This is a genomic window from Bacillus sp. LQ16, assembly GCF_057784645.1.
The window spans coordinates 4,527,270-4,553,379 of sequence record NZ_CM173491.1 but is presented as its reverse complement, the minus strand read 5'-3'; the positions used below and the strand labels follow the sequence as shown (position 1 = coordinate 4,553,379).

At 36.3% G+C, this 26,110-nt stretch carries 30 protein-coding genes and 1 other annotated feature; of the genes, 16 read left to right on the top strand and 14 right to left on the bottom strand.

Translation table 11 applies throughout. The features are described from left to right. Positions 1–15: 15 nt before the first annotated feature. A complete protein-coding gene (locus tag AC3EMB_RS23030; protein ID WP_003271799.1) occupies positions 16–378 on the bottom strand; it encodes a DUF4288 domain-containing protein in 363 nt (120 codons plus the stop codon). 1 nt (position 379) lies between these two features. Beyond that, the gene (locus tag AC3EMB_RS23025) at positions 380–616 is read right to left on the bottom strand and encodes a DUF3949 domain-containing protein (RefSeq protein WP_000637898.1); all 237 of its coding nucleotides are present in this window, start codon (positions 614–616) and stop codon (positions 380–382) included. Between the two features lie 453 nt (positions 617–1,069). On the opposite strand from AC3EMB_RS23025, the gene AC3EMB_RS23020 reads away from it, so the two are divergent. After that, the gene (locus AC3EMB_RS23020; protein ID WP_000636589.1) at positions 1,070–1,342 is read left to right on the top strand and encodes a DUF3917 domain-containing protein; all 273 of its coding nucleotides are present in this window, start codon (positions 1,070–1,072) and stop codon (positions 1,340–1,342) included. Positions 1,343–1,390: 48 nt separating this feature from the next. Here the strand turns inward: AC3EMB_RS23020 and mscL are convergent, their stop codons facing one another. The 3 genes from mscL to AC3EMB_RS23005 form a co-directional block, all read right to left on the bottom strand. Continuing rightward, positions 1,391–1,789 (bottom strand): large-conductance mechanosensitive channel protein MscL, encoded by a 399-nt coding sequence (mscL, locus tag AC3EMB_RS23015; RefSeq protein WP_000267003.1) that lies wholly within the window; start codon positions 1,787–1,789, stop codon positions 1,391–1,393. Positions 1,790–1,917: 128 nt separating this feature from the next. Continuing rightward, entirely contained in the window at positions 1,918–2,844 is a 927-nt protein-coding gene (locus tag AC3EMB_RS23010) for a Gfo/Idh/MocA family protein (RefSeq protein WP_144465123.1), read from the bottom strand. 79 nt (positions 2,845–2,923) lie between these two features. After that, positions 2,924–3,604, bottom strand: coding sequence for an ankyrin repeat domain-containing protein (locus tag AC3EMB_RS23005; protein ID WP_095690127.1), 681 nt, complete (start codon positions 3,602–3,604; stop codon positions 2,924–2,926). A 149-nt stretch (positions 3,605–3,753) separates the two neighbouring features. Between AC3EMB_RS23005 and AC3EMB_RS23000 the strand changes: the two genes are divergently transcribed. The 3 genes from AC3EMB_RS23000 to AC3EMB_RS22990 all read left to right on the top strand — a co-directional run bounded on the left by AC3EMB_RS23000 (position 3,754) and on the right by AC3EMB_RS22990 (position 6,311). Beyond that, positions 3,754–5,208 (top strand): HAMP domain-containing sensor histidine kinase, encoded by a 1,455-nt coding sequence (locus AC3EMB_RS23000; protein WP_095690128.1) that lies wholly within the window; start codon positions 3,754–3,756, stop codon positions 5,206–5,208. Between the two features lies 1 nt (position 5,209). Next, positions 5,210–5,899 carry a response regulator transcription factor gene (locus AC3EMB_RS22995; RefSeq protein WP_003271808.1) on the top strand — a complete coding sequence of 230 codons (690 nt, stop codon included), beginning with the start codon at positions 5,210–5,212 and terminating at the stop codon, positions 5,897–5,899. A gap of 121 nt (positions 5,900–6,020) precedes the next feature. Next, positions 6,021–6,311, top strand: coding sequence for a hypothetical protein (locus AC3EMB_RS22990; protein WP_000900160.1), 291 nt, complete (start codon positions 6,021–6,023; stop codon positions 6,309–6,311). A gap of 38 nt (positions 6,312–6,349) precedes the next feature. Here AC3EMB_RS22990 and AC3EMB_RS22985 read toward each other — a convergent pair whose 3' ends face one another. From AC3EMB_RS22985 to acuA, 4 genes are all read right to left on the bottom strand, one after another. Next, positions 6,350–7,237, bottom strand: coding sequence for an alpha/beta fold hydrolase (locus tag AC3EMB_RS22985; protein WP_414731445.1), 888 nt, complete (start codon positions 7,235–7,237; stop codon positions 6,350–6,352). A gap of 142 nt (positions 7,238–7,379) precedes the next feature. Then, complete coding sequence (gene acuC / locus AC3EMB_RS22980; RefSeq protein WP_095690130.1) at positions 7,380–8,546, bottom strand: acetoin utilization protein AcuC; 1,167 nt, start codon at positions 8,544–8,546, stop codon at positions 7,380–7,382. Then, the gene (locus AC3EMB_RS22975; protein ID WP_000634583.1) at positions 8,543–9,187 is read right to left on the bottom strand and encodes an acetoin utilization AcuB family protein; all 645 of its coding nucleotides are present in this window, start codon (positions 9,185–9,187) and stop codon (positions 8,543–8,545) included. Before AC3EMB_RS22975 ends, acuC begins: the two co-directional genes overlap by 4 nt. Before the next feature lie 17 nt (positions 9,188–9,204). Beyond that, positions 9,205–9,837: an acetoin utilization protein acetyltransferase AcuA gene (gene acuA, locus AC3EMB_RS22970; RefSeq protein WP_095690131.1), complete on the bottom strand. Its 633-nt coding sequence runs from the start codon at positions 9,835–9,837 to the stop codon at positions 9,205–9,207. A gap of 176 nt (positions 9,838–10,013) precedes the next feature. Between acuA and acsA the strand changes: the two genes are divergently transcribed. The 6 genes from acsA (at position 10,014) to tyrS (ending at position 15,280) form a co-directional block, all read left to right on the top strand. Continuing rightward, the gene (acsA, locus tag AC3EMB_RS22965; RefSeq protein WP_000862047.1) at positions 10,014–11,732 is read left to right on the top strand and encodes an acetate--CoA ligase; all 1,719 of its coding nucleotides are present in this window, start codon (positions 10,014–10,016) and stop codon (positions 11,730–11,732) included. An 81-nt stretch (positions 11,733–11,813) separates the two neighbouring features. Continuing rightward, on the top strand, positions 11,814–12,374 hold the full coding sequence (locus tag AC3EMB_RS22960; protein ID WP_095690132.1) for a maltose acetyltransferase domain-containing protein: 561 nt from the start codon (positions 11,814–11,816) through the stop codon (positions 12,372–12,374). Between the two features lie 66 nt (positions 12,375–12,440). Further along, a complete protein-coding gene (locus AC3EMB_RS22955; protein WP_000066427.1) occupies positions 12,441–12,896 on the top strand; it encodes a hypothetical protein in 456 nt (151 codons plus the stop codon). Further along, positions 12,877–13,422 (top strand): RNA polymerase sigma factor, encoded by a 546-nt coding sequence (locus AC3EMB_RS22950; protein ID WP_095690133.1) that lies wholly within the window; start codon positions 12,877–12,879, stop codon positions 13,420–13,422. The genes AC3EMB_RS22955 and AC3EMB_RS22950 overlap by 20 nt, the downstream gene beginning before the upstream one ends. Then, positions 13,403–13,648, top strand: coding sequence for a hypothetical protein (locus AC3EMB_RS22945; RefSeq protein ID WP_001293786.1), 246 nt, complete (start codon positions 13,403–13,405; stop codon positions 13,646–13,648). Before AC3EMB_RS22950 ends, AC3EMB_RS22945 begins: the two co-directional genes overlap by 20 nt. A 77-nt stretch (positions 13,649–13,725) precedes the next feature. Next, positions 13,726–13,953: a binding site (T-box leader), on the top strand. A 70-nt stretch (positions 13,954–14,023) separates the two neighbouring features. Continuing rightward, entirely contained in the window at positions 14,024–15,280 is a 1,257-nt protein-coding gene (tyrS, locus tag AC3EMB_RS22940; protein ID WP_488517286.1) for a tyrosine--tRNA ligase, read from the top strand. 78 nt (positions 15,281–15,358) lie between these two features. On the opposite strand, the gene AC3EMB_RS22935 is transcribed toward tyrS, so the two are convergent. Continuing rightward, entirely contained in the window at positions 15,359–15,646 is a 288-nt protein-coding gene (locus tag AC3EMB_RS22935) for a YjdJ family protein (protein ID WP_002198228.1), read from the bottom strand. A 165-nt stretch (positions 15,647–15,811) separates the two neighbouring features. Between AC3EMB_RS22935 and AC3EMB_RS22930 the strand changes: the two genes are divergently transcribed. Then, positions 15,812–15,940, top strand: a complete 129-nt coding sequence (locus AC3EMB_RS22930) for a hypothetical protein (protein ID WP_000050944.1) — start codon at positions 15,812–15,814, stop codon at positions 15,938–15,940. Positions 15,941–16,026: 86 nt separating this feature from the next. Here AC3EMB_RS22930 and AC3EMB_RS22925 read toward each other — a convergent pair whose 3' ends face one another. Together AC3EMB_RS22925 and rpsD are read right to left on the bottom strand one after the other, a co-directional pair. Beyond that, complete coding sequence (locus AC3EMB_RS22925) at positions 16,027–17,175, bottom strand: type I restriction endonuclease (protein WP_071731409.1); 1,149 nt, start codon at positions 17,173–17,175, stop codon at positions 16,027–16,029. Between the two features lie 212 nt (positions 17,176–17,387). Continuing rightward, on the bottom strand, positions 17,388–17,990 hold the full coding sequence (rpsD, locus tag AC3EMB_RS22920; protein ID WP_000135315.1) for a 30S ribosomal protein S4: 603 nt from the start codon (positions 17,988–17,990) through the stop codon (positions 17,388–17,390). 400 nt (positions 17,991–18,390) lie between these two features. On the opposite strand from rpsD, the gene megL reads away from it, so the two are divergent. Then, complete coding sequence (gene megL, locus AC3EMB_RS22915; RefSeq protein WP_000726576.1) at positions 18,391–19,566, top strand: methionine gamma-lyase; 1,176 nt, start codon at positions 18,391–18,393, stop codon at positions 19,564–19,566. 62 nt (positions 19,567–19,628) lie between these two features. On the opposite strand, the gene AC3EMB_RS22910 is transcribed toward megL, so the two are convergent. After that, entirely contained in the window at positions 19,629–20,108 is a 480-nt protein-coding gene (locus AC3EMB_RS22910) for a GAF domain-containing protein (RefSeq protein WP_095690136.1), read from the bottom strand. 147 nt (positions 20,109–20,255) lie between these two features. On the opposite strand from AC3EMB_RS22910, the gene refZ reads away from it, so the two are divergent. Further along, positions 20,256–20,894 carry a forespore capture DNA-binding protein RefZ gene (gene refZ / locus AC3EMB_RS22905; protein ID WP_000814914.1) on the top strand — a complete coding sequence of 213 codons (639 nt, stop codon included), beginning with the start codon at positions 20,256–20,258 and terminating at the stop codon, positions 20,892–20,894. 11 nt (positions 20,895–20,905) lie between these two features. On the opposite strand, the gene AC3EMB_RS22900 is transcribed toward refZ, so the two are convergent. Next, on the bottom strand, positions 20,906–21,850 hold the full coding sequence (locus AC3EMB_RS22900) for a DMT family transporter (RefSeq protein WP_071731410.1): 945 nt from the start codon (positions 21,848–21,850) through the stop codon (positions 20,906–20,908). A 124-nt stretch (positions 21,851–21,974) separates the two neighbouring features. On the opposite strand from AC3EMB_RS22900, the gene AC3EMB_RS22895 reads away from it, so the two are divergent. The 3 genes from AC3EMB_RS22895 (at position 21,975) to AC3EMB_RS22885 (ending at position 26,110) form a co-directional block, all read left to right on the top strand. Beyond that, positions 21,975–22,814 (top strand): LysR family transcriptional regulator, encoded by an 840-nt coding sequence (locus AC3EMB_RS22895; protein ID WP_095690138.1) that lies wholly within the window; start codon positions 21,975–21,977, stop codon positions 22,812–22,814. A 210-nt stretch (positions 22,815–23,024) separates the two neighbouring features. Next, a complete protein-coding gene (gene ezrA / locus AC3EMB_RS22890) occupies positions 23,025–24,737 on the top strand; it encodes a septation ring formation regulator EzrA (RefSeq protein WP_000377317.1) in 1,713 nt (570 codons plus the stop codon). A 230-nt stretch (positions 24,738–24,967) separates the two neighbouring features. Then, on the top strand, positions 24,968–26,110 hold the full coding sequence (locus tag AC3EMB_RS22885) for a cysteine desulfurase family protein (RefSeq protein WP_000638976.1): 1,143 nt from the start codon (positions 24,968–24,970) through the stop codon (positions 26,108–26,110).

Sequence of the window (26,110 nt, the reverse complement as noted above, 5' to 3'; positions counted from 1 at the left end):
GATTGCTGTGAGCTTTTATTCATATTCAGGATAATATTTTTCAATTACTGTATCTACAGTTTCATTTTTCTTAACGTGTAAAAATCTTGCGTACAATTCTTTTCCAGTTTCAAATGGCGTATCGTCTAATTCAAACACATGTAACACTTTTCGGAACGTCCATGTGATTTGCTCATCATACATATTATCGTATGTGTGCTCCGATTGTATAGCTATATTTTCACCTAGTTCATGAGCTTCTTCTAAACTGTTTGCTTTAACAAGAATAATACTTTCTTCAAAAAGTGTATCGTGATTCTCTTCATAATGCTCATCAATTTTCGTAGGATCAGGCTCACCAGCATGAACAGACTCAAACAATAATTTTACAGCGTACACATTATGCTGCATGTTTCACTTTATAAATAATACTTGCGACAAGCGAAGCAGGTATTGTAAATAAGTTACTTTGATAATGGTAATGTACTTGGGATTCTTCATAAGACATGTTGTCATATAGTTCGTTTTGTGAGACATTCATTTTTTTCTGTTTTTCTTTGAGCATTTTAATGTAGTTGTACTGTATTGGGACGAGAATGATGAAATAAGCTAATACGATTAGTGAAATCCAAATCATTATGAACACTCCCTTACAAAGAATATTTGTATATGGTAATTATATCAATTTATATGAAAAATATCCATATTTTCCTAGTGGTCAATTTCTTTTCCAAAATGCAAAAAGTTCTTCAGCGCTTCGTAAATTATGTTCAAGGCATGTTTGGGCAGTGCGTTTTAAAACTTTGTATTAACTGTTCTAATCTAGAAGGATCATATTGTTTCACATGGCCAGTAATAATGGTTTCATCTTTGTCTAAGTCAATTGTAATTTAATCGAATCGCTCTACTTGTTTAAAATATCCTACAATATCATCTTCCAATTGAAATTCTCCCTAGTTTATAGCTTATTTAGAAGATTTCTCTATAAATTGTATGATTCCTTGTTATATGTCACATAAGTGCAAATTTACCTATTATAGGGCAATGTCATGTATAATAGAAAGAAAAGGCTTGTGAGGGGGGAGAAGAGATGATCGTTCTTTGGATAATTACGCTTTGTATGACTGCTATTTTTGCATATATGACGTTAAAACAAAATGGCTTAAAGCGATTTGTTCCAGGAAGTATTCTTGCAGGAATTGCCCTTATCACGTATGTAATTTCTATTTTTATTGAAAGTGTATCAGTAGATATGAGCACAAGTTTAATGTTTATTGGTATTACACTATTTGCAGGTAGCATTATGGTACTTATGGTTGCTGGTATTATTTTATTTATTCATATGAATTCGGAAACGTTATAGCATATAGAAAAGGCATGTCCCGAGGGACATGCCTTTTTATCCGTTCAATTATGCTCTATCTTTAGAAGAGTTTTGCTGTTTTAGTAAGTCGCGAATTTCGCCAAGAAGTTCTTCTTCTTTTGTTGGTTCTGGAAGTTCTTCCTCTTTTTCTTCTTCTCTTTTAGATGTTAGTTTGTTGAAAACTTTAACAAACATAAAGATAGCAGCTGCAATAATTAAGAAATCAAAAATAGTTTGGATGAAGTTACCATACATAATAGATGATTTACCGAATGTAATTTTTAAATCTGTAAAGTCAACGCCACCTAATACCATACCAAGTAATGGTGTGATGATATCTTTTACTAAAGAACTAACGATTTTACCGAATGCAGCACCGATTACAACCCCGACAGCTAAATCGATTACATTACCTTTGAATGCGAATTTTTTAAACTCGTTCCACATGTGTTAATCCCATCCTTTCCACGATTCATTATGAAATTTATAATTCCTATCAACATATTCTATAGAAATTTACGAGAGAAATAAAGAGGAAATGGGAATGAAAGTAAATTCTGAAAAATGTATCCGTTTTAATTTTTGTTTACATCATCTAGTAAAGATTGTAGCATTTGCTGCGTTTTTAATCCTTCTAATCCATCTACAACAGGCTTTGTATCGCCTTGTACACACTCAATAAAATGATGAACAGCATCTTCAAAACCACGTTGTTTTAACGTCGTATCCCATGATGGGGAACCACTTTGTGAAACTGAGTTTTCCTGTTCAATTTCAAATGTATTCATATTTTTTACGCGAATGATTTTCCCTGGCGTTACAAGTTCAATTTGTTCTAAATTTGTACCGGCATGGCGATGCATTGCAGTAGAAAGTAACAGTCCACTTGGAGTTGTATATGTATGATGTCCGTAAAGAAGTTCATTCTTTTCATTGATTTGCATCATATTGTGAACGACGTTAAGGTCATTATTAGCTAACCAGCGAGCTGTATCTACAATGTGTAAATAATCATCTAACATAGTGAAATCGTACGTATATGGCCCGACTTTATTTGTGCGATGCTTTTCAATTCGAATCCATGAAATATCATTAGCCTGTTCTTTGGCAGCGACATACATAGGAACGAATCTGCGATTAAATCCGACCATTAATTTTCGGTTATATTTCTCGCTCAACTCGACTAGTTGCTCAGCTTGTTCCACTGTAGCTGCTAGCGGCTTATCAACATAAACGTCGATCCCTTTTTTCAGAAGTTCAGAAACGATTTCATAATGTGATGCAGTTGAACTATGCACGAAGATTGCATCGCATTCCGAAGCTAACATTTCAATAGAATGAAAGTCTTGAATCCGGTATTGCTGGCAAACTTGTTTTCTTTTCTCCTCGTTAGGTGTAAACGCCCCTACAAAATTCCAATCTGTTTCTTTTGTAAGTGTTGGAAGATAGGCCTTTTGCGCAATACTTCCAAGTCCAATCATCCCAATTTTAGGTTTGTTCATTTTTATTCCCACCCTATTAATATTAATGTAACGGCTTAAATGTAGCATAGGGTGGGGGAGGAAGGCAAAAATTAGCTTTTTACTTACGTCCTTCTAACAAAATCTTCTCTATCTCTTCAAAGTTATGAGCGCGAGCATGCTCTAACGGGGTAACACCATCATGGTCTGGAATATTTACATCTGCACCGTGCTCAATAAGAAGGCGAATGACTTGTTGCTGTGTTTCGTTTCCGTTACTTAGTACGATGGCTTCCATTAAAGCTGTCCATCCGAGGTTATTTACATGATTTACATCAATAGTTGTTCGAGTGAGGAGTTCTTTTATAACGTCAATATAGCCATGTTCTGAGGCTGGGATAAGAGCTGTTCCGCCGTAACGATTTGTAATCATAGGATTTGCACCAGCATCAATTGTTAGCTTTAAAATGTCTAAGTAACCTTCCGCACCGGCGTATAGAAAGGGATTGTTTTTCATGTCATCTTGGATGTTTACGTCAGCACCAGATTCGATAAGCGCTTTTGCGGTTTTTACATCATTTTTGTATGTAGCAATCATAAGTGGAGTGCGTCCTTGATTATCCGTCGCATTTATATTTGCGCCTTGTTTTAGTAAAGATATAACAGTATTCGTTTCATTTTTTTCAGTAGCTGCTAGTAGTGCAGTCTCCATGTTTGTCATCTCCTTTTTTACTTCTTGTTCTTGCGAGCATCCTTGTAAAAAAATTACGCAACATATCATACTGAATGTTTTTTTGAACATGGAATTTCAACCTCCTAATTTCAACTGTAAAATAGGAACATTAAATTTTTATAAACTGACGCTAAAATTACTATAAAATCGCTTGAGTATTTGAACATATATTTTTATGCTTATGAATATGAAGGATGGGTAAAGTGAGGATGTAAATGATGTCTATTAAAACAAGGTTTTTATTTTCTTATATTGCTGTAATTCTCGTTTCTATTACGCTCATATTAGTCGCGGGATTTTTAATTGTTTTTTCGATAACAGGTGACTTGGAAGCAGTGAAAAATTTCTATAAAAGTTCTTACATTCAAAAGCCGCTTACATCAGAAGAAGAGAATGCCTATCTTGAATTAAAATTAGCGGCAAAGCAACATCAATCTCAATTATTAGATGAATCGTTCGTTTCATCAATTGAAAAAGAAGGCGTGAAAATAATTGTAAGAAAGGGAGAAAACATTTCTTATGCTACAAAGGGTTTTGAAAGTTCGACTTTAACAGAAGCCCTTCCGAAATTTGAAGCAGCAAATATTAATAGTCGTGGTACAACGGAACTAGGTGATACATTTTATCGATATGTAAAATTTGATTTTTATTTTGCAGAGAAAGAAGAAGGGAGTATATTTGTACTAAAAAAGCAAAGTTCATTTGTAGATCTTACACAAAAATTATTTCCAATCTTATTCGTATCGCTTTTACTATTAGCTATTTTACTTATTGGGTTATTAAGTTATCTCGTTTCAAGAAGTGTAATAAAACCAATTTTTGTATTGAAAGGCGCAACAGAGAAAATTAAAGAAGGAAATTTAGATTTTCAAATGCCAGTTACATCGCACGATGAAATAGGTCAATTAAATCAAGGATTTGAGGAAATGAGGAAGAAGTTAAAAGAATCGATTGAAGTACAAACGCAGTATGAAGAAAATCGAAAAGAACTTATTTCAAACATATCGCATGATTTAAAAACACCGATTACATCTATTATCGGATATGTAGAGGGAATAAAGGACGGGATAGCAAATACGCCAGAAAAAATGGATAAGTATTTAACGACAATTCACACGAAGGCAAAACATATGGACACACTCATTGATGAACTCTTTTTGTTTTCAAAGCTCGATTTGAATCGAGTTCCATTCCAATTTGAGACAGTTGAATTAAATACGTTTATGCAAGAATTAATAGAAGAGATGCAGATGGATTTAAGTGAAGAAGGTATAGAAGTTAACTTACAATTACATTCATCGCCATTATATGTAACGGCTGATTGCGAAAAGATAAATAGAGTTATATCAAATTTAATTCATAATAGTGTGAAGTACATGGATAAAGAAGAGAAGAAAATTACTGTAACAGTATCGAGTGATAACAATAATGTTATTGTGAAAGTGATGGACAATGGATCAGGTATAGAATCTGATACGCTACCGTATATCTTTGAACGTTTTTATCGTGCAGAACAATCGCGAAATTCTAGCACAGGTGGAAGTGGACTTGGTTTAGCAATAGCGAAGCAAATTGTTGAAGAACATGGCGGGGAAATTTGGGCGGAAAGCGAGCTTGGTAAAGGCACAAGCATTTTCTTCTCATTGGAAAAAGTAGAGGAATGTGGTGAGTAAATTGAAAAGAATTTTACTAATAGAAGATGAAGTAAGTATTGCAGAATTACAGCGAGATTATTTAGAAATTAATGATTTCCAAGTTGATGTAGAGCATTCAGGAGAAACAGGTTTACAAATAGCACTGCAAGAAGAATATGATTTAATTATTTTAGATATTATGCTCCCGAAAATGAACGGATTCGAAATTTGTAAACAAATACGTGCTGTAAAAGATATTCCGATTCTACTTGTTTCAGCAAAAAAAGAAGATATAGATAAAATTCGCGGACTCGGATTAGGAGCGGATGATTATATAACGAAACCGTTTAGTCCAAGCGAATTAGTTGCAAGAGTAAAAGCACATATTGCCCGTTATGAAAGATTATCAGGAAATGTAAGTAAGCAACGTGATACGTTATATATTCACGGAATTTCTATCGATCAACGAGCGAGGAAAGTTTTTATAAACAATGAAGAAGTGGCATTTACAACGAAGGAATTTGATTTATTAACATTCTTTGTAACACATCCAAACCAAGTATTAAATAAAGAACAGTTATTTGAACGCATTTGGGGATTAGATTCCGCTGGTGATTTAGCCACTGTTGTCGTCCACATTAGAAAGCTACGTGAAAAAATTGAAAGAGATCCTGCCCACCCGCAATATATTGAAACAGTATGGGGAGCTGGTTATCGTTTTAATGTATAGGGAACCTGCCGAGTAATTGGCAGGTTTTTTGTATGTTATTCGAATGAAAAGGAAGTAATAGGTAATTTATGTTAAAATATAAAGAGAAACAAAACAGAGGAGAGCATGGGGAGCGTGCTATATGTTGGGGGATATATTAAAAGATAATAAATCAAACAAGGCTTTAAAGATTGGAACTAATATCGTACTTATCTTATTGATTATTGGTGCAATACAAATGTTTTATGATGAAGATTCTACGAATGATCATTTTGGTTGGTTCTTTTTTGCGATCTTTTGGGTAATTAAAAGCATTTCTAGCTCTAAGGTAAGTTTAAAAGATAGAGATAAAAAGTCGGTATTACTTGATGTGGGTTTAGTTGTTATTTCTTGTATTTTTTTAGTTGTTTTTAGTGTGAAATATTTCTTTTGAAAAAAGCTCATAGTCTTATAGAGGCTGTGAGCTTTTTGTCAGTGTTTAGGTTTTCTTAATAATAACGGTACTAACGATTTATAAAATGTTTGAGTAGTAGAAGTAAACTGAGTAGCCTCTTCTAAAAAAGGATAATGGTTGCTCTCCTCAAATGTCACAAAAGTAGAATCGCATATACCCTCATGTAACTCGATAGAATATTGAATAGGACACTGCACATCGTGTCTTCCGCACATAATTAGTGTTTTTGTTTTTATAGAAGGTAAATACTCCCTTAAATCAAATAACGGATATTCATTGGCGAAAGCGTTCATCCGGTTAGCGGACATTGTTTTTTTGATTGGTTTACAAAAATAAGAGTTGTAGTTTTCTGGTTTATACAATGATAATTTTGTTCTCTCAGTAGATAGTTCTTTCCATTCTTCGCTTGTAAGGTGAGGGCTTTTTAAGTTTTCGATGAGCTCTTGCATATATTGAAACTGTGGATGTGCTGGGTGATAAATGCAAAATGGTGTTTCGGTATAGTTACTTGCTGCAGCTCCTGCTACGACTAATGATTGTAAGGAATTTGGATATGTAATCGCATATAAAAGTCCAAGCATACCACCTGTTGAATGACCAGCGAAATGCCATGTTGGAAGTTGTAATGCTTCTCGTATGGCTTCCAAGTCGTGGATTGTTTCAATCATGCTTAATTCGTTTTCTGACTGGGCGGTTACAGAGCTACCAGTATCTCGTAAATTAATGAGAAATACACGATGCGTAGCAGTAAAAACATCCGCAAAGTAATCACCAGTTTCATTAAATTGTGAATAGTGATGTGTAATACAAAGCGATTCGCCATCTCCTTTTGTAAAGAGTTCAAATGTACCACGTTTCGTGTGGATCATTTGTCGTTTCCACATAATATCACTACCTTTTCTCATAAAAGTTGGGCCAGGCTGTTATGAAATGAAAATATATCGGCGATTATCAAAATATATCAGCGATTATTAAAATATATCGACTTACCGATAGAAACCGACAATAAATAAAAGGAGGCTATTCAAAAACGAGCCTCCTTTTCGTTTAGTATAAAGATTTTGTCATATTATTCCGAATAATTTCAAGGGATTTCGCTACAGTTAATGCATTTTTTTCTTCAATTTCTGGTTTACGGGGGATAGGTTTATACATGTTGTCTGGATCTTCCCATGTGAGGGGAAGTTCTGTTTCTGCTTGTCCTTTCCAAGCTTCAATCCATTCTGGAGGGAGATAACCTGAGATGTTTTGGATGTTGTTCATTTCGAGCCAAATGAGCGCCCAAGCTCTTGGAACGACGCGCCAATGGTCATAGCCGCCACCACCGACAGCGATCCAGCGACCGTCGCAATATTCATTAGCAATTTCACGAGCGAGTTTCGGTATTTCGCGGTAAATATTCATGGTCGCACAAAGGTGTGTAAGTGGGTCGTAGTAATGTGCATCAGCACCATTTTGCGTTAAAATAATATCCGGTCTAAAGTACGCTGCAACTTCTTTTACAACAGTTCGATATGATTCTAAGAATGATTCATCTTCTGTAAAAGCATCGAGTGGAACGTTAAAAGAATAACTATAACCATTACCTTGTCCACGTTCGTTTACAGCGCCAGTTCCAGGGAATAAATAGCGACCAGTTTCATGCAGTGAAATGGTGCATACGTTAGGGTCATCATAAAACGACCACTGTACGCCATCACCGTGATGAGCATCTGTATCAATATATAAGACGCGTAAACCGTATTTCTTTTGAATATATTTCATTGCGATAGAACTGTCGTTATAAATACAAAAGCCAGATGCTTTGCCGCGAAAGCCGTGATGTAAGCCGCCGCCCAAATTAAGTGCGTGTTTTACTTTTCCGGAAAGAACAGCATCGACAGCTGTTAACGTACCGCCAACGAGCAATGCGCTTGCTTCGTGCATATTTGGGAACATCGGTGTATCTTCTGTTCCGAGTCCATATGTCATCGCAATTGATTTTTCTAAATTTCCTTCTCCAGCACGTTTTACCGCATTTATGTACTCCTCTGTATGAACGTAGGCAATCTCTTCATCTGTAGCCATCCGTGGTGAGATGATTTGAGAGGGAGAGATGAAACCGCCCTTTTGTAATAAATCATACGTAAGTGTGACGCGCAGTTGGTTAAAAGGATGATCAGGGCTAAATGAATAGCCCCGAAAGTCATCCGAATAAATAAACGCGCTACTCATGCTTGCATCCCCATGATGTTTGGCCATAATACGCGGTAGCCTTCTGCTTCAAGTGCATCAATCACTTTTAGAGGATTCATCGTTTGAATGCGGAAAACGAGTACTTTATCATTCTCGTCTTTTGCTGGATAGACGAGAACGCTCACGATATTTATTTGTAAATCACTAAAAATAGCAACGACTTTTCCAAGAATACCAGGTTCGTTTTTTACTTGAATTTCAATTTGCGAACTTGGTTGATGTGCTCCTGTTAATTTTACTAACGTGTGTAATACTGTAGATTCAGAAATGATTCCAACTAACTTCCCGGCCTTTGTAACAGGAAGGCAGCCAATTTTATTTTCAAAAAATAAAGTAGCAATCTCCTCAACGAAATCGAGAGGATGGCAAGTCATTACAGGATGTTTCATAATAAGTTCAAGCGGTTGCTGTAGCATATCGAGTGAAACTTGTTCATCTAGAATAGACGGACTTGCATCTCTTACATCCCGATCAGAAATAATGCCTACGACGTGATTATTTTGATCGACAATTGGAATGTGCCGAATGCCTTTCGTGCGAATCGTTCGGATTGCTGTTTCGATTGTATCGTTTGGATGTAGTGTAACTACATTTTGATTCATAATTTCTTCTACAATCATTCCAGTTGCCCCCTTTATTAATACATAAAACGATTGTGAAAACGTAGACGATCAAAAGCTTGAATAGAATCCGTATCAACGCGTTTACCGATGCGGACCATTAAACAGTTGGCGGGATGTGAACAAATTTCAGGATCGTCTGTAGCCATCCATTGTAACCCGCCGGCATTCATCATCTTTTCCATTACTTTTCGGTATTCCCACACATTCAATCCTGTTTGTTTCAAATCCCAGTGCCAATAATATTCAGTCGTCAATATAATGTAATCTTCCATATAATCGTCCATCATAGAAACCTCTAGTAAGTTCTTTCCGACAGAACTCCCGCGGAAGGCTGGGACTACTTCAATTGCCCCAAGCTCAATTAAGTTTTCCATTTTTCCTTCTGACCATCGTTCAAGTGGATCAGGATATAAATATGTAACATATCCAACAATCATTTGGTCATGTCTAGCAATAATGAGTCGAGCTTCTGGTAATTTAGAAATTTCGACAATTGCTTTATATTGCTGTTTAGCAGGACGAAATGCAACTAAATCTGGATGAAATTCATACATTTCAAGATTATGTGTAGAGACAGGACCTTCAATAATTAAAGTGCCTTTCGCTGTTTTTAAGTTTCTAGCATTGTATATTTTTTTATGAATCAATGTATTGCTCACCACCTTGAGGGTTTGTGAATCTATTAATATCGTACTTTATAATATATGCGATGTGAATCGAATTTTGTCATTAAAAATTTGTCTAAAAATCAACAAATATACTGAAAATTTTAAATAATATCATTATAATAGATAATAGAATACATAGGAGGGGGATGTAAAGTATGAAAGTAGAAACGCTTCCTGTCATTAAAGGAGAAAATAATTTGCCGAATTATGATGAGGCATACGCGAATTTTAACTGGGAAGAGGTTAATAAAAACTTTACTTGGAATGAAACAGGCCGAGTAAATATGGCGTATGAGGCAATTGATAAGCATGCGAAATCCGATCGAAAGAATAAAGTAGCTCTTTATTATCAAGATGGATCGCGAAAAGAGAAATATACATTTAAGGAAATGAAGGATTTTTCTAATAAAGCAGGGAATGTCCTGAAAAATTATGGCGATGTAGAAAAAGGCGATCGCGTTTTTATTTTTATGCCACGTTCTCCAGAGTTATATTTCGCACTTTTAGGTGCAGTGAAATTAGGAGCAATTGTTGGACCGTTATTTGAAGCATTTATGGAAGGTGCGGTTCGCGATCGTTTAGAAGATAGTGAAGCGAAGGTGTTAATTACAACGCCTGAGTTATTAGAGCGTGTACCATTAAATGATTTACCTGCTTTAAAAACAGTTTTCCTTGTTGGAGATAATGTAGAAGAAGGCGGTAAAACGGTAGCATTCAATCCTTTATTTGAACAAGCTTCAAAAGAATTACATATTGAATGGTTAGGCCGTGAAGATGGTTTAATTCTTCACTATACGTCTGGTTCTACTGGTAAGCCAAAGGGTGTGCTTCATGCGCAAAATGCAATGGTTCAGCACTATCAAACGGCGAAATGGGTATTAGATTTAAAAGAAGATGACGTATATTGGTGCACAGCTGACCCGGGCTGGGTAACGGGAACTGCTTACGGCATTTTCGCACCGTGGTTAGTTGGAGCGTCAAATGTTATTTTAGGTGGACGCTTTAGTCCAGAAGCTTGGTATGAAGCACTGCAAGATTACGGTGTGACGGTTTGGTACAGCGCACCAACAGCGTTCCGTATGTTAATGGGAGCTGGACAAGACGCAATTAAAAAATACGACTTATCACAAGTTCGTCACGTATTAAGCGTTGGTGAGCCGTTAAATCCAGAAGTAATTCGCTGGGGTATGAATGCATTTGGACTTCGTATTCATGATACGTGGTGGATGACAGAAACAGGTGGACAAGTTATTTGTAACTACCCTTGTATGGAAATTCGCCCAGGCTCAATGGGTAAACCAATTCCAGGTGTGAAAGCAGCGATTGTTGATAATGAAGGAAATGAAGTTCCTCCATACACAATGGGTAACTTAGCAATTGCGAAAGGTTGGCCATCTATGATGCGTGCAATCTGGAATAACCAGCAAAAGTATGAATCTTATTTCATGCCGGGAGATTGGTACGTATCAGGTGACTCTGCCTATATGGATGAAGATGGATACTTCTGGTTCCAAGGACGTATTGACGATGTAATTATGACGTCAGGTGAGCGCGTTGGTCCGTTTGAAGTAGAAAGTAAATTAATCGAGCATGCTGCTGTTGCAGAAGCAGGTGTAATTGGTATTCCTGATCCAGTGCGCGGCGAAATTATTAAAGCATTTATCGCACTTCGAGCAGGATACGAACCATCTGATGAATTAAAAGAAGAAATTCGTCAATTTGTAAAGAAAGGCCTAGCAGCTCATGCAGCGCCAAGGCAAATTGAATTTAGAGATAAATTACCGAAAACGAGAAGTGGTAAAATTATGCGCCGCGTATTAAAAGCGTGGGAGTTAAACTTACCAACAGGTGACTTATCAACGATGGAAGATTAAGAGAGGAAGGTCTGAACGAAAAATATTCAGGCCTTTTTTTATGTTATTATTAACTTATATATATAAGTTAAAGGGGGGAGTATGATGAAAACAGAAAAAGAAAAGATGATACTAGGAGAAATGTACATACCGGCTGATCCAGTTTTAGTACAAGAAAGAGAGCAAGCACGTATATTAACGAGAAAATTAAATGATACGCCAGAAGAGCAATTAAAAGAGCGTAGCGAAATCGTAAAAGAATTATTTGGAACGACAGGAGATAATATTCATCTTGAATCTTCTTTTAGATGTGATTACGGTTATAACATTCACGTTGGCGAAAATTTTTACGCGAACTTTGACTGTACAATTTTAGACGTATGCCCGGTAACAATCGGAGTGAACTGTATGTTAGCTCCAGGTGTTCACATTTATACAGCAACACACCCGCTTGATCCAGTAGAGCGCATAAGCGGATCAGAATACGGAAAACCAGTTACAATTGGCGATAACGTATGGGTTGGCGGAAGAGCAATTATTAATCCAGGTGTAACAATTGGAGACAATGCGGTGATCGCATCTGGTGCTGTCGTAACGAGAGATGTACCTAATAATGTAGTAGTTGGCGGGAATCCCGCAAAGATTATAAAAAAACTAAAATAATATTTGAACGAAGTGTCTTCCTCGTCTGTATACATTTGTGAAAGAATAGATGAGGGAGGCTTTTTTATGTCTAATAAATTACTTCTTGCTTTTGCTTTAATTGGAATTATAGTTGTATTTTCTTGTGGTCTTTTCTTACCGATACCAATTGGATATAGAGTATCAATGCTTACAGCTGGAGCTATAATGGGTGTTCTGTTTTCAATAATTATTCCATTTGATAGAAAACATATAGTACGGAAAAATGGATATAAAATTGATTTTACAAAAACAAAAGTGTATTTTCGCTGGAATGTATTTGATACTATTTCTGTCTGCCTTGCGTTGTATGCATGCATATGTGTGCAAGCGTTAAATATTTTAGTTGCAATGGGATTTACGATTCAAAACCCATATGTGCAATTTTTTACAAATCAATCACAATTGTGGATTTTTATTGCGATTGCATATTTAATTTCCCGTATTTCATTAACGTTAAAAGGAATAAAGGAGATCAAAAATCATGGCGCAGATTGGGATTGAGGAGGAGCTCATGCTTGCGTATCAAAGTGGAGATAAACAAGCGGGAGAAAGACTATATATTTTAATCAAACCAGCGCTATACACATTTTTATATCGATTTAACCGAGATGAACAATTAAGTATCGATCTTGTGCAAGATACGTTTTTGACGCTAGAGCGTAAGAAACATATGTATGAAATTGAAAAAGGTAAAATAAAAACGTATTTATTTCAAATTGGTTATCGTCTTATGATTAATAAATTAAATAGGAGAAAAAGGTGGCGTACGCTTTTGCCATTTTTAGTGCCGATTCCGGAAAAAGAATTTTCTCACGAAGATCGGCTCACAGTAAGAGAAGCAATTTTGAAAGTTCCAGAAGAGCAAAGAGCGGTCCTAATCCTTTCTTATTATCATGATATGCAGCAAAAAGAAATTGCAGAAATATTAAACATTCCGATTGGAACAGTGAAATCGAGACTTCATAATGGAATAAAGAAATTGAAACAATTGCTGGAGGTGGATGAAATTGAGCGAAAATCCCTTTAAGAGTGAATATAAGTTAAAGCAACATTTAGATAGTGATCATGTAGAAATACCAGACTTTCCAAAAACGGTAAGTCGATTCGATCGATTAATCGGGTTTCTTGGTTCCCCGGCGAAAGATCCTGTGGAGGCGACCATTGGAAATGATTTATCGGTTGTGTTTCATGTATCGTTGTTAGTTGGGGTTCCAATGCTTTCTCTTATTACGATACTCTTTATGGCGTTGTAAAGGATTGGAAAGAAGAGAAATTCCACCTCTATTTGACACGCCTATATAAATGATGGTATAAAGAAAAGTATATGAATAATTGAGCGTGGAAAGGGAGAAGTAGTGATCATTTCCCTGTTTTAGAGAGCTGATGGTCGGTGGAAATCAGCACATAGATGATCGCGAATTACGCCCCTAGAGCATCTTTTTTCGATTGAATTGTATTCAAAAGGGAAAAGACGGTGCTAAGCCGTTATGTAAATAAGGTGGTAGGCTTTTTTGCCTGCAACTAGGGTGGTAACGCGATAATCAAAATCGTCCCTTATTTGAAGGGGCGATTTTTTTATGTTTTCAACCTTCACGCCAGTAATGAACTTAAAGGAGAGTATGTAGGATATGGGTATTTTACAAGATCTTGAATTTCGCGGTCTAATTAATCAGCAAACAGATGCTGAGGGACTTGAGCAATTATTAGAAAAAGAAAGTGTTAAATTATACTGTGGTTTCGACCCGACAGCGGATAGCTTACACATCGGTCATATGTTACCAGTATTAATGTTACGTCGTTTCCAATTAGCTGGTCACCAACCAATCGCACTTGTTGGCGGTGGTACTGGTATGATCGGTGACCCAAGTGGTAAAAAAGCAGAGCGTACATTAAATACGAAAGATACAGTTGCTTACTACACAGAAAGCATTAAAAACCAACTTTCAAACTTCTTAGAGTTCGAAAACGTGGAAAACCCAGCGACAATGGCTAATAACTATGATTGGCTTGGTAACTTAGATGTCATTTCATTCTTACGCGATATCGGTAAAAACTTCGGTTTAAACTATATGTTAGCAAAAGATACAGTAGCATCTCGTTTAGAAACTGGTATTTCATTCACTGAGTTCAGTTACATGATTTTACAATCATACGACTTCTTAAACTTATACCAACACCATAATTGCCGTCTGCAAATCGGTGGTAGTGACCAATGGGGTAACATTACAGCTGGTCTTGAATTAATCCGTAAATCAGAAGAAGATGCGAAAGCATTCGGTTTAACAATTCCACTTGTTACAAAATCAGACGGTACGAAGTTTGGTAAAACAGAAGGTGGCGCAATTTGGTTAGACCCAGAGAAAACAACTCCTTACGAGTTCTACCAATTCTGGATCAACACAGATGACCGCGACGTTGTTAAATACTTAAAATACTTCACATTCTTATCTCATGAAGAAATTCTTGAGCTTGAAAAGCAAGTAGCTGAAGCACCAGAAAAACGTGCAGCACAAAAAGCATTAGGTTCTGAAATGACAAAACTTGTTCACGGCGAAGAAGCATTAGAGCAAGCGATTAAAATCTCAGCTGCATTATTCAGCGGTTCTGTAGCAGAACTAACTGCAAGCGAAATCGAGCAAGGATTCAAAGACGTACCATCTGTAGAACGTACTGCAGAAGATACAGTATTAATAGACTTACTTGTAGAAAGCAAAATCTCTCCATCAAAACGTCAAGCACGTGAAGATGTAACGAACGGCGCAATCTACGTAAACGGTGAGCGTATACAAGCGTTAGACTACGTTGTAACAGAAAACGACCGCATCGAGGGTAAATTCACAATCATTCGCCGCGGTAAAAAGAAATATTTCTTAATTCGTTACTAATTAGAAACGAATATAAACAAATAATACCCCGAATTATAGGCTGAAAAGTTTATGATTCGGTTTTTTTTATGTATGGATTTAAATCGCCGGATCTTTTTTTGAAAATAGAATATAAAGAATTAATATGAGCATATAAAGTAAACTAACTAGCATAACGATAAATGCTGTTGGATAAAATTTTGCTGCATATATAAAGAAATCGATTTGATAAATATCTTGGTAATTTGAAACGGTGCCTTTGAAGTAATTCGTAAACTTAGCGCTATACTTCCATTCATCAGGATTATCTATTAAATTACTCCCTTGATACCAACTCATCAGTGCTGAAGTAATAAATAGCATAAATGAACTTCCGAGTTGAACCATTTGGTTTATTGTCAAAAAGAATCCACCTCCTATTTAATGGTTATTATAGCGTGCATTCATAGGCCTGTAACCTTTTTGTTGTAATCTCCTTTTCGAGTTCATACGGAAATCACATGTAAGCGGTATGATAAATGTATAACAACTAGAAAGGAGTGGTAAAACAAAATGTCACTAGAAGCGCTCATTATTTTTTCTTTGCTAAATGCGGGTCAGCTTGCAGAGAATTCGAAGGTGGATGTACATAAAGAGCAGAAAGATGCTTATGTATATGTTCAAAAAGAGGAAAATAAATAATTTTATTTTATATATAAACGAAAAAGCCAATCCATTGGATTGGCTTTTTGTCAGGTTGTTGGAAAAAGAACGTACATTTTTCTCTTTTAAACATTAGCTAAAATTTGATCATAGCACGAAGTAATAAGTGCTTCCAGATCTTTTAAGTCATTAACGTTATCGATAAAAATTCTACTCACTCCCTGTGATTTTGGGGCTTGTTCAACCACAAAATTAGGGCATAGCTGTTTAGTAGCTTCTAAATCGAGTCTTACAACTAAGGATTTTGCATCGCCATCAAGGAAGAGACGTATAAACCATTTTGTGATTACACGATTCATGATACAAAAATAACTAATGGTATCTTTATATTTGAGGTTACTGATATCTCTTTGATGCTCAGTTAAAATCTCTTTAACAATGTTAAATGCGGTTAGTTCATTTTCTGTAGTGAAAACTCTATCTGTTTTGTCTTCTTTGTTAATGTCTTCAATTATTTCGGTAGAAGCAGCTGCAACTAGGCTTGTTTCTATGTTCTCCGATGTTTTTGTTTCTTTTGGTGTTAAACCATCACTGATTATTTCTAATAGTGTTCGATTAATTGCTTTTTTAACGATTGGTCGGAATCGCTCTAAAACGTTATTTGTAATTCTAGTTGAGCTAAAGTCTCTAATTAGAAAACGAAGGAAGTCATCTGAAGGATTTTTAAATAGTTCTTTAATTGTAGAGTTTAAATTGGTCATATAAATAAGCTCTTCAGCATATTTTACGATTTCTTCAGCTTCAAAATTTTCTTTTGTAAAAGTTTCAATCGTTTCAATATCTAAATTAGTTAAATTATCCATGCTGAATGTGAAGAAAGGTTTTTCATCCATCACATTGTCATTTGTTAAATCAGTATAAAACTTGTATTCTACACCATTAGTTAGTACCCCTACTTTGACATCAGGTAAGGCATTGAAATATCTAGATAGTTGCGCATCGTGTTTAAGGAGATTTTCTGTTACAGATTTTGCCTCGATTAAAATAATTGGAACCCCATTTTTAAAAACCGCATAATCGACTTTTTCTCCCTTTTTAGTTCCGAAGTCTGCAACATACTCAGGTCTAACTTCTAAAGGATTAAAAACGTCATAACCTAGTTTTTGAAGAAAAGGAATAATTAATGATTGCTTGGTCATTTCTTCATTAGTTATGTACTCTGTTCGTTCTAAAATTTGGTTAGCTATTTTGTTTATGTCATTTCTGAATTCCATATCAATGTCTCCTCGTTATAAAGTTTAAAAATCTTTAATATTATTGTTATTCCGTGAAAATTCATAATATAACAGAGTTCTTTATGGAAACAGGGAGGTTATTCTTTTTGTTTTAGATGGGAGTATAGGGTATTGGGATTTTTATGTTATGTAGGATATAAAAATAATGGGGGAATTGAAAAAAGCCAATCCACAGGATTGGCTTTTTGTCATTAACGAGAGTAGAACTCTACGATTAATGCTTCGTTGATTTCAGCTGGTAACTCAGCACGCTCAGCGTGACGAGTGTAAGTAGCTTCTAATTTGTCAGCATCGAAAGTTAAGTATTCTGGTACGAAGTTGTTAACTTCGATCGCTTCTTTAACAACAACAAGGCTGTTAGATTTTTCGCGAACGCTGATAGTTTGACCAGGTTTTACACGGTAAGATGGGATATCTACGCGAGCGCCATCAACCATGATGTGACCGTGGTTTACTAATTGGCGAGCTGCACGACGAGTGCGAGCTAAGCCCATACGGTAAACTAAGTTGTCAAGACGAGCTTCAAGAAGGATCATGAAGTTTTCGCCGTGCTTACCAGGCATTTTACCTGCTTGGTCAAATGTGCGACGGAATTGACGCTCAGTCATGCCGTACATGTGACGAAGTTTTTGTTTCTCTTGTAATTGTAAACCGTATTCTGAAAGTTTCTTACGTTGGTTAGGACCGTGAGGACCTGGTGCGTAAGGGCGTTTTTCTAATTCTTTTCCTGTGCCGCTTAGAGAGATTCCAAGACGACGAGACAGTTTCCAAGCTGGACCTGTATAACGAGCCATAGTTGACTCCTCCTTTAAAAATGTTTTTATTTACGTAAAATAAAAACAGACGTAATCGATATTTACGGGCATTTTGTTTTCATGTACCTTCGCTCCAGCAGCAGGGAGTTACGAGATACACCTCCGTAGAGGAACAAAATACAAACGATAAACTCACATTACAAGGCTGCCTTTTTATTTTACACAAACGCTATTATATCTTTTACCCAGAGTTTCGTCAAGCGAGTACGTTTTTGTTTTATGCATATAAATTTTGGAAATTAATATAAGAAGGAATTTAAAACAATATAAAAGAAGAGATAGAAACACAAATAAAACGCTTACATAAAATGTAGTAAAAACGTTCATCAGTTTTTTACTGGTGAATATGCGGTAATAAAAACATAAAGGGGATGTTTTTATGAAAAAGAAGCATATGGAGACAGCGTTAATTCATCACGGTTATACACCTGAGGAACATAAAGGAAGTTTAACACCACCTTTATTTCAAACCTCTACGTTTACATTTGAGACTGCGCAGCAAGGAGAGGCGAGTTTTGCGGGAGTGGATCCATCTTATATTTACTCAAGGCTTGGAAATCCGACTGTGAAATTATTTGAAGAACGTATGGCGGTGTTAGAAGGAGGAGAAGAAGCACTTGCCTTCGGATCTGGTATGGCAGCTATTTCAGCAACTTTAATCGGTTTTTTAAAGGCTGGAGATCATATTATTTGTTCAAATGGATTATATGGGTGTACGTACGGTTTTTTAGAAGTGTTAGAAGAAAAATTTATGATTACGCATTCGTTTTGTGAGATGGAGACAGAGGTTGATATTGAAAATAAAATTCGTCCAAATACAAAGCTTATTTTCGTTGAAACACCGATTAATCCAACAATGAAATTAATCGATTTAAAACAAGTTATTCAGGTTGCGAAGCAAAATGGTTTACTTGTCATTGTTGATAATACGTTTTGTTCACCTTATTTACAAAGACCGCTTGAGCTTGGCTGTGACGCTGTTGTGCATAGTGCGACAAAATATATTGGTGGCCATGGTGACGTTGTAGCGGGTGTAACAATTTGTAAAACGAAAGCGTTAGCTGAAAAGATTCGCCCGATGCGAAAAGATATCGGCGGCATTATGGCGCCGTTTGATGCGTGGTTATTATTACGCGGGTTAAAGACGTTAGCGGTAAGAATGGATCGTCATTGTGATAATGCAGAAAAAATTGTATCGTTCTTAAGAAAACATGATGCGGTAGAAGGTGTTTGGTATCCAGAAGGGGAATTAGCATCTCGTCAAATGAAGCGCGGGGGCGGTGTTATTTCTTTTTCAGTAAAAGGCGGAAAAGAAGAGACGCAAGCATTTATTAATGACCTCCACTTTATTACAATTGCGGTGAGTTTAGGAGATACAGAAACGTTAATTCAGCATCCAGCAACGATGACGCACGCTGCGATTCCAGCTGAACTAAGAAAAGAAATGGGCATTTTCGATAATTTAATACGCTTATCGGTTGGTTTAGAATCTTGGGAGGATATCGTTTCTGATTTAGAGCAAGCATTAAAGAAAATATCTACTGTTAATCAATAAAAAAAGAGTGAGCTATCGGTTTTGTACAGGACGTACTAAATCGATAACTCGCTCTTTTCTTTTTACATATGTTTTAGGAGTGTTTCCACAAACTTTTCTAAATAGCGCTGATCTAATTCATCAAAACGATTCTTTTCAGGACTATCAATGTCAAGTACACCAATGACAGCTCCTTCTTTCACAATCGGTACAACGATTTCTGAATTAGAAGCACTATCGCAAGCGATGTGACCTGGGAATTGGTGAACGTCCGCTATAAGCTGCGTTGTTTTCGTTTCAGCTGCTACGCCGCAAACGCCTCGTCCAAATGGAATGCGTACGCAAGCAGGCATTCCTTGGAACGGTCCAAGGACAAGCTGATTTCCTTCTGTTACGTAAAAGCCAACCCAATTAACGCGATCTAAAAATTGGTTTAATAATGCGGACGCATTTGATAAGTTTGCGACTACGTTTGATTCGCCAGTTAATAACGCATCCAGTTGTTTAATTACTGTCTCATATTGCTGCACACGAGATCCTGCATAACTTTCTTTAGTAAACATGGAAACAGCTCCTTTTTTATCGAGATGTGTAAAATATTAGCAAAATACGATGTATTTCACATGACTTTGTCGATAGAAAATTAAAGGAATTTGTCTTAAAAGTCAAGAAATTTAAACTATAGCTGTTCATTGAGAGGAAGTGAGCGCATGAAGCAGACGAAACAAAAAGTAATTGATGCGGCAATATCGTTGTTTAATACGAAAGGTTATGATGGAACGTCGGTGCGAGACATTGCAAAGCGAGCGGATGTGAATGTAGCGAATATTTCATATTATTTTGCTGGGAAGCAAGGTTTATTAGAACAGCTTATTACTGATTTTTTAGAAGGGTATATTCATGTGATTGAAATTTCGTTTGAACAGAGAGAGTATTTGTCGGCTAAAGATGTGATGGTGCAAATGGTGCGTGGGATGTTACGATATCAATTTGAAAATAGAGAACTAACACGTTTCTTCTACCGAGAGCTTTCGCTTGATACGACATTAATTCGTGAAGTAATGACCGTTTATTTTTCTAAAGAAAGATATTATATAGAGCAAATTATTAGACAAGGACAAATGAAACAAGAATTTCAGAAAGTATCATTTACAATGTTTATGACGCAATTAAAAGGTATGATAAATATGCCGTTTTTATATCCACAATATATATCAGAAGTACTGCATTCTTTCCCGTCTGAGACATTTTTCATAGAAATGTATACGAAAGAGATTGAGCAATGGATGGAACAAGCATTATGTAAAGCAAATATGTACCATGAATGGCCAAGAGCTGTTCATATGTGAAGAATCCCCACCTAACGAACTGAGGTGGGGATTTTTATGTTTACTTTTCTTTGCCATAAATTGTTACATAATAGAGCGATAATTGTTAATGCAGCTCCAGCGATTTCAATTTTATCGACTGTATAACCTCGAAAGATAGAACCGATCAGGGCAAGGATAGGAACTAAATTCATAAATAATATGCCGTTAATAGATGAAATATAGCGATTTCCCATATTCCAGCAAAATACAGCGATAACTCCTGCGATAATCGACATATAAAAGAGCTCAAAACGAACGCTCACAACTGTACGCAGTGACGGCATAGTAACTATATTTGTATACGTTAAGAAAGTAACAATAACGATGAGTGAAATGGAGCCAAATAAACAAGTTAATGTCGTATATCGAAGTGGTGACCAAGATTGAAAACGAGCACCCCCGTTTGTATAAATGACCCAGCAAGTAACGCCGCATAGCATCAATATATTTGTCGATAAGTGGCTTGCAGCTCCAAATAATAAGTGAATATTTCCTTTTGAAATGACAAGCATAACACCGAGTAATGCAACGAACATACAAAGGAATGTGTAGTTTTGTGGGCGCTTGTTTTTTGTTATCCATTGTAATGATAAGGCAATTAGTGGCATGAGAGACTGAATCATCGCTGCATGGATTGCTCCAGAAGGCCCGGCAAGTTGTTGTCCGTAGAAAACGAGAAAACCATATCCTGCGAAACCGACTGTCCCGTAAAAGAACAGAGAAAGTGTTCTTTTTTCTAAGTGGAGTGAAGTCTTCCCTTCAGTAATTAATAGCAAAATAAGAAAAATAATAGCTGCTGATCCATAGCGAATCGTTGTGAAGAAGAACGGATCGATAAATTGCAGGGCATTTGCCATTACAGGAAACATAAATCCCCAGGCAGTTACGGCGAGTAAGCATAGAAAGGATCCGAGTAGCATTTGTTTTTTGTTCAAGAGTATCTTTCCCCTTTACATTTCGTTATAGTAAGTTGATGAAATAAGTATAAAGAGTAATTGTTTATAGGAGGAAATATCGATTTCTTATAACGGTTATAACTTTTTGTTAGAGGTGTGTACGATGGATTTGGAGGCAGTACGATCGTTTATCGAAGTGAAGCATACGCGAAGTTTATCAAAGGCAAGTAAGATTTTACATATATCTCAACCAGCGCTTAGTAAGCAAATTCAAAAGTTAGAAGCGGATTTAGAGGTTACTTTACTTAAGCGTTCTGCGCAAGGAGTGGAGTTAACGGAGGCAGGAGAGTTATTTATAAAAAGAATGCTACCGATTTTGGAACAAATAAATGAAGCAAAAACAGAAATGAGGGGGTATCAAGAGAACCGAAAGTTTTCAATTGGTATACTACCGAGTTTAGCAGAACATTATATATTAGAATGTAAAGATGTATTAGGTGATGAGTTCGAAGTAGAGTGGCAAATCGGACATACGGAAGTATTAAGAGATTTATTTAAAGCGCGGGAGATTGACGCGATGTTCATCGATTCAGTAGTAGAAGGTGCTACGTATATAAAAGAAGTGCAACAAGAGAAAATTGTTTGTGTCATTTCAAATAATCATCCGTATAAAGAGAAGAAAGTCATTCAAATAGAAGAGCTGCAAAATGAAAAATTAATTGTATATCCAGAAATATGCGATGTAAGGAAAATGATTATGAACATGTTTCATGAGATAGGTGTAAAACCAACTATAGCTGTGGAAACATCTTACGCAGAACCGATGCTTGCAATGGTAAAAGCTGGCCTTGGCATCACTTTACTTCCAGAAAGGGCAGTAGAGCAGTCTGTAAGGCAGGGAAATGTACATGGAATTTCTGTTGAACCACCACTCATGCGGAAAATTTATTTCGTATCTCATACGAAAGATTGTTTGTTATTACAATCATTTGAGGATAGGTAGTGAGGTAGGCGGAATATTGAGAAAGATTACAATCGCATTGAAAGAAACATGAAATTTTAAAAAAAACTAGGTCAAAAACAAGCCATTACATGGTATGATTAGTACATTGTTAGTTGTTAAATATAGGGGAATTCCCTTTTTATACATAATGCCTTCCATTTCATAAACGGAACGGACAAAAAAAGAGATATAACTAGGAGGCTTTTTTGCATGGATTCTATCCTGACGATCGTTATCATTGTAGTAAGCTCTATTCTAGTGCTGCTCATGATAGAGCTTGTGATAAGAAATCGTTCATATAAAGATATTGAAGCACTGGAGCAGTGGAAACAAGAGATAAAAGATAAACCTGTGGCAGATGAACTAAAACGGGTAAAAGATTTAAACATGACGGGTCAAACAGAAGAACTGTTTGGTAAATGGCGTGAAGAATGGGATGAAATTGTATCAACAACCCTTCCGAAAGCTGACAAAGATTTAGCGCAAGCGCGAAAATTCGCCTCGCAATTCTCCTTCCGAAAAGCAAAGCATGCGATGAACGAATCCATAAGTGGTTTAGATGACGCTGATAATCGTATTACAGGTGTTTTAAATGAATTACAGCAATTGTTAGAAAGCCATGAGAAAAATAGCTCGGAAATTGAAGGGTTACGTGATACATATCGTAGTATGAAAAAGAGTGTTCTTGCTCATAGACATATGTATGGAGCAGCAGAGCAGAAAATCGAAGAGATGCTAGACGCTGAATCTAATAAATTTAAAAGCTTTGAAGAAGCAACAGATAATGGTGACTACTTAAAAGCGAGAGAAATTGTTATTAGTTTAGAAGAAGGTTTAGCAAGTTTAGAAATCATTATTCACCAAATTCCAGATTTATTAGTAGAGTGTCAAGCGACGTTACCAGTTCAACTGGAAGATTTATTACAGGGTCATAATGATATGGTAAGACAAGGTTATGTATTAGAGTATTTGGAAATCCCTAAAGAAGTTCGTGATATGACGACACAACTAAACACATGTTTAATGGATATACAGGAGCTTCATATAACAGAAGCGGCTGAAAAAGTGGAAGACTTAAAAACTCGTTTAGATGGTTTCTATGATCAACTTGAGCAAGAGGTGCATGCGAGACATTATGTGGAGCAAAAAACCCTTTCTGTTTATGAAGACTTAGAAGAAATACGTATCGAAACGATTGAAACGAAAACAGAAACACAACTTGTGAAACAAAGCTATCAATTGCAAGATAAGGATATTGAATCTCAAAAAGTAATTGAAAAGCAAATGCACATTTTAACGAAACGTTTTGAAATGCTACAATTACGCGTTGCTGAACAAGATATTGCCTTCTCTATTATTCGTGAGGAACTAGAAGAGGTTTATGAGCAATGTGAAACGTTAAAAGTACTTCATGCAGAATATAAAGAAATGCTGCAAACGATGCGCAAAGAAGAATTTGAAGCGCGTGAGAAGTTACAAGAAATGCGAAATACTATTTTCGAAACGAAACGCTTTATGCAAAAGTCGAATTTGCCAGGTCTTCCAGAGAGTATTATGGAAGATTTAAAAAGAGGGCAAATGGCAATGCAAGCTGTATATGAACAATTAGAAGTGAAGCCGTTAAATATGAACGCTGTAAATAGCAGTTTAGAAGAAGCATACACAACTGTGAACGGTGTAGCTGAAATGACAGAAGAGTTAATTGGACAAGCGTATTTAGTTGAAAAATTAATTCAATACGGTAACCGTTACCGCAGTCATGATGAAAGCCTTGCAGAAAGCTTAAATTATGCGGAGAAATTATTCCGTGAATATCAATACGATGCAGCTTTAGAACAAGCCGCTTCTGTACTAGAGCAACTTGAACCTGGTGTTGTTCAAAAAATAGCTGAATATGTAGACAATGAACAAACCCTTTCATAAAAGGGTTTGTTTTTTTGTGTAATTTTGCAGGCGATGTTGCTATAATGAATAGCGGAATACAGTAAGGTTATTCGTTTCAAAATAAAGTGAAACTGTAATCAGTGGGGGTATCTCACTAATTATTATTATTCACTAATCGGGATAAAACGGAACCTTTGCGTAGTCTTAGCGTAATGACACGTATTTATGATATGATTATATGATGTGATAGCGCTGAAAGGGGAAGAACGATGATCTATTTTGATAATAGTGCGACGACGAAGCCATATCCAGAAGCTCTTCAATCGTACGTGACGGTTGCTGGGAAATATTTTGGTAATCCTTCTTCTATTCATTCGCTTGGAGGAGAGGCAGAGCGTCTATTAACACAATCAAGAACGATTGCAGCGCAGCTTCTTCACGTTAAACCTTCTGAAATTATTTTCACATCAGGTGGAACGGAAGGGAACAACCTTGCGATTAAAGGGATAGCGATGAGGAATCGTTCGCGCGGCAAACATATCATTACAACAAATATTGAACACGCGTCTGTGTTTGAGGCATATAAGCAATTAGAAGAACTCGGATTTGATGTAACATATTTACCGGTTAACGAGCATGGTGTTGTATCGGTAGAGGATGTAAAACGAGCACTTCGTGAAGATACGATTCTTGTATCAATTATTCATGTGAACAACGAAACTGGAGCAATTCAGCCCGTTGCTGAAATTGGAACGTTATTATCGAATCATCCGAAAATAAGATTCCATGTAGATCATGTACAAGGGATAGGAAAAGTACCGCTTGATTTATATGCTTCTCATATTGATCTTTGCTCAATATCTGGACATAAATTCCACAGTGTAAAAGGAACGGGTCTTCTTTATATACGTGATGGTGTAAGATTAGATCCGATTTTATCAGGTGGTCAACAAGAGCTTAAGTATCGCTCTGGTACAGAGAATTTACCTGGCATTGTAGCGATGGTGAAAGCTCTTCGCATGACAATGGAACAAGTGAAAGAAAAGGTAGCTCATTTGCAAAGTTTACAAGCAGAGCTTGTCAGCTTCTTTAAAGAGATGGAAGATGTGACAATTAATACATCGCTTGCATATGCAGCACCGCACATTTTAAATGTATCATTTGTTGGTTTAAAACCAGAAGTAGTCGTTCATGCTTTAGAAGAGCACGGTGTATATGTATCGACGAAGTCTGCTTGTTCTTCAAAAGCAAATGAAGTGAGCAGAGTGTTAGTGTCAATGGGAGTGCCGCATGCAGCAGCTGCAAGTGCTATTCGTATTAGTTTGGCACCAGACAACACGATGGAAGAAGTAAAACAATTTGAAGGTATTGTAAAAGAGACGATGCCAAAATTATATGAAGTGATGAGGTAA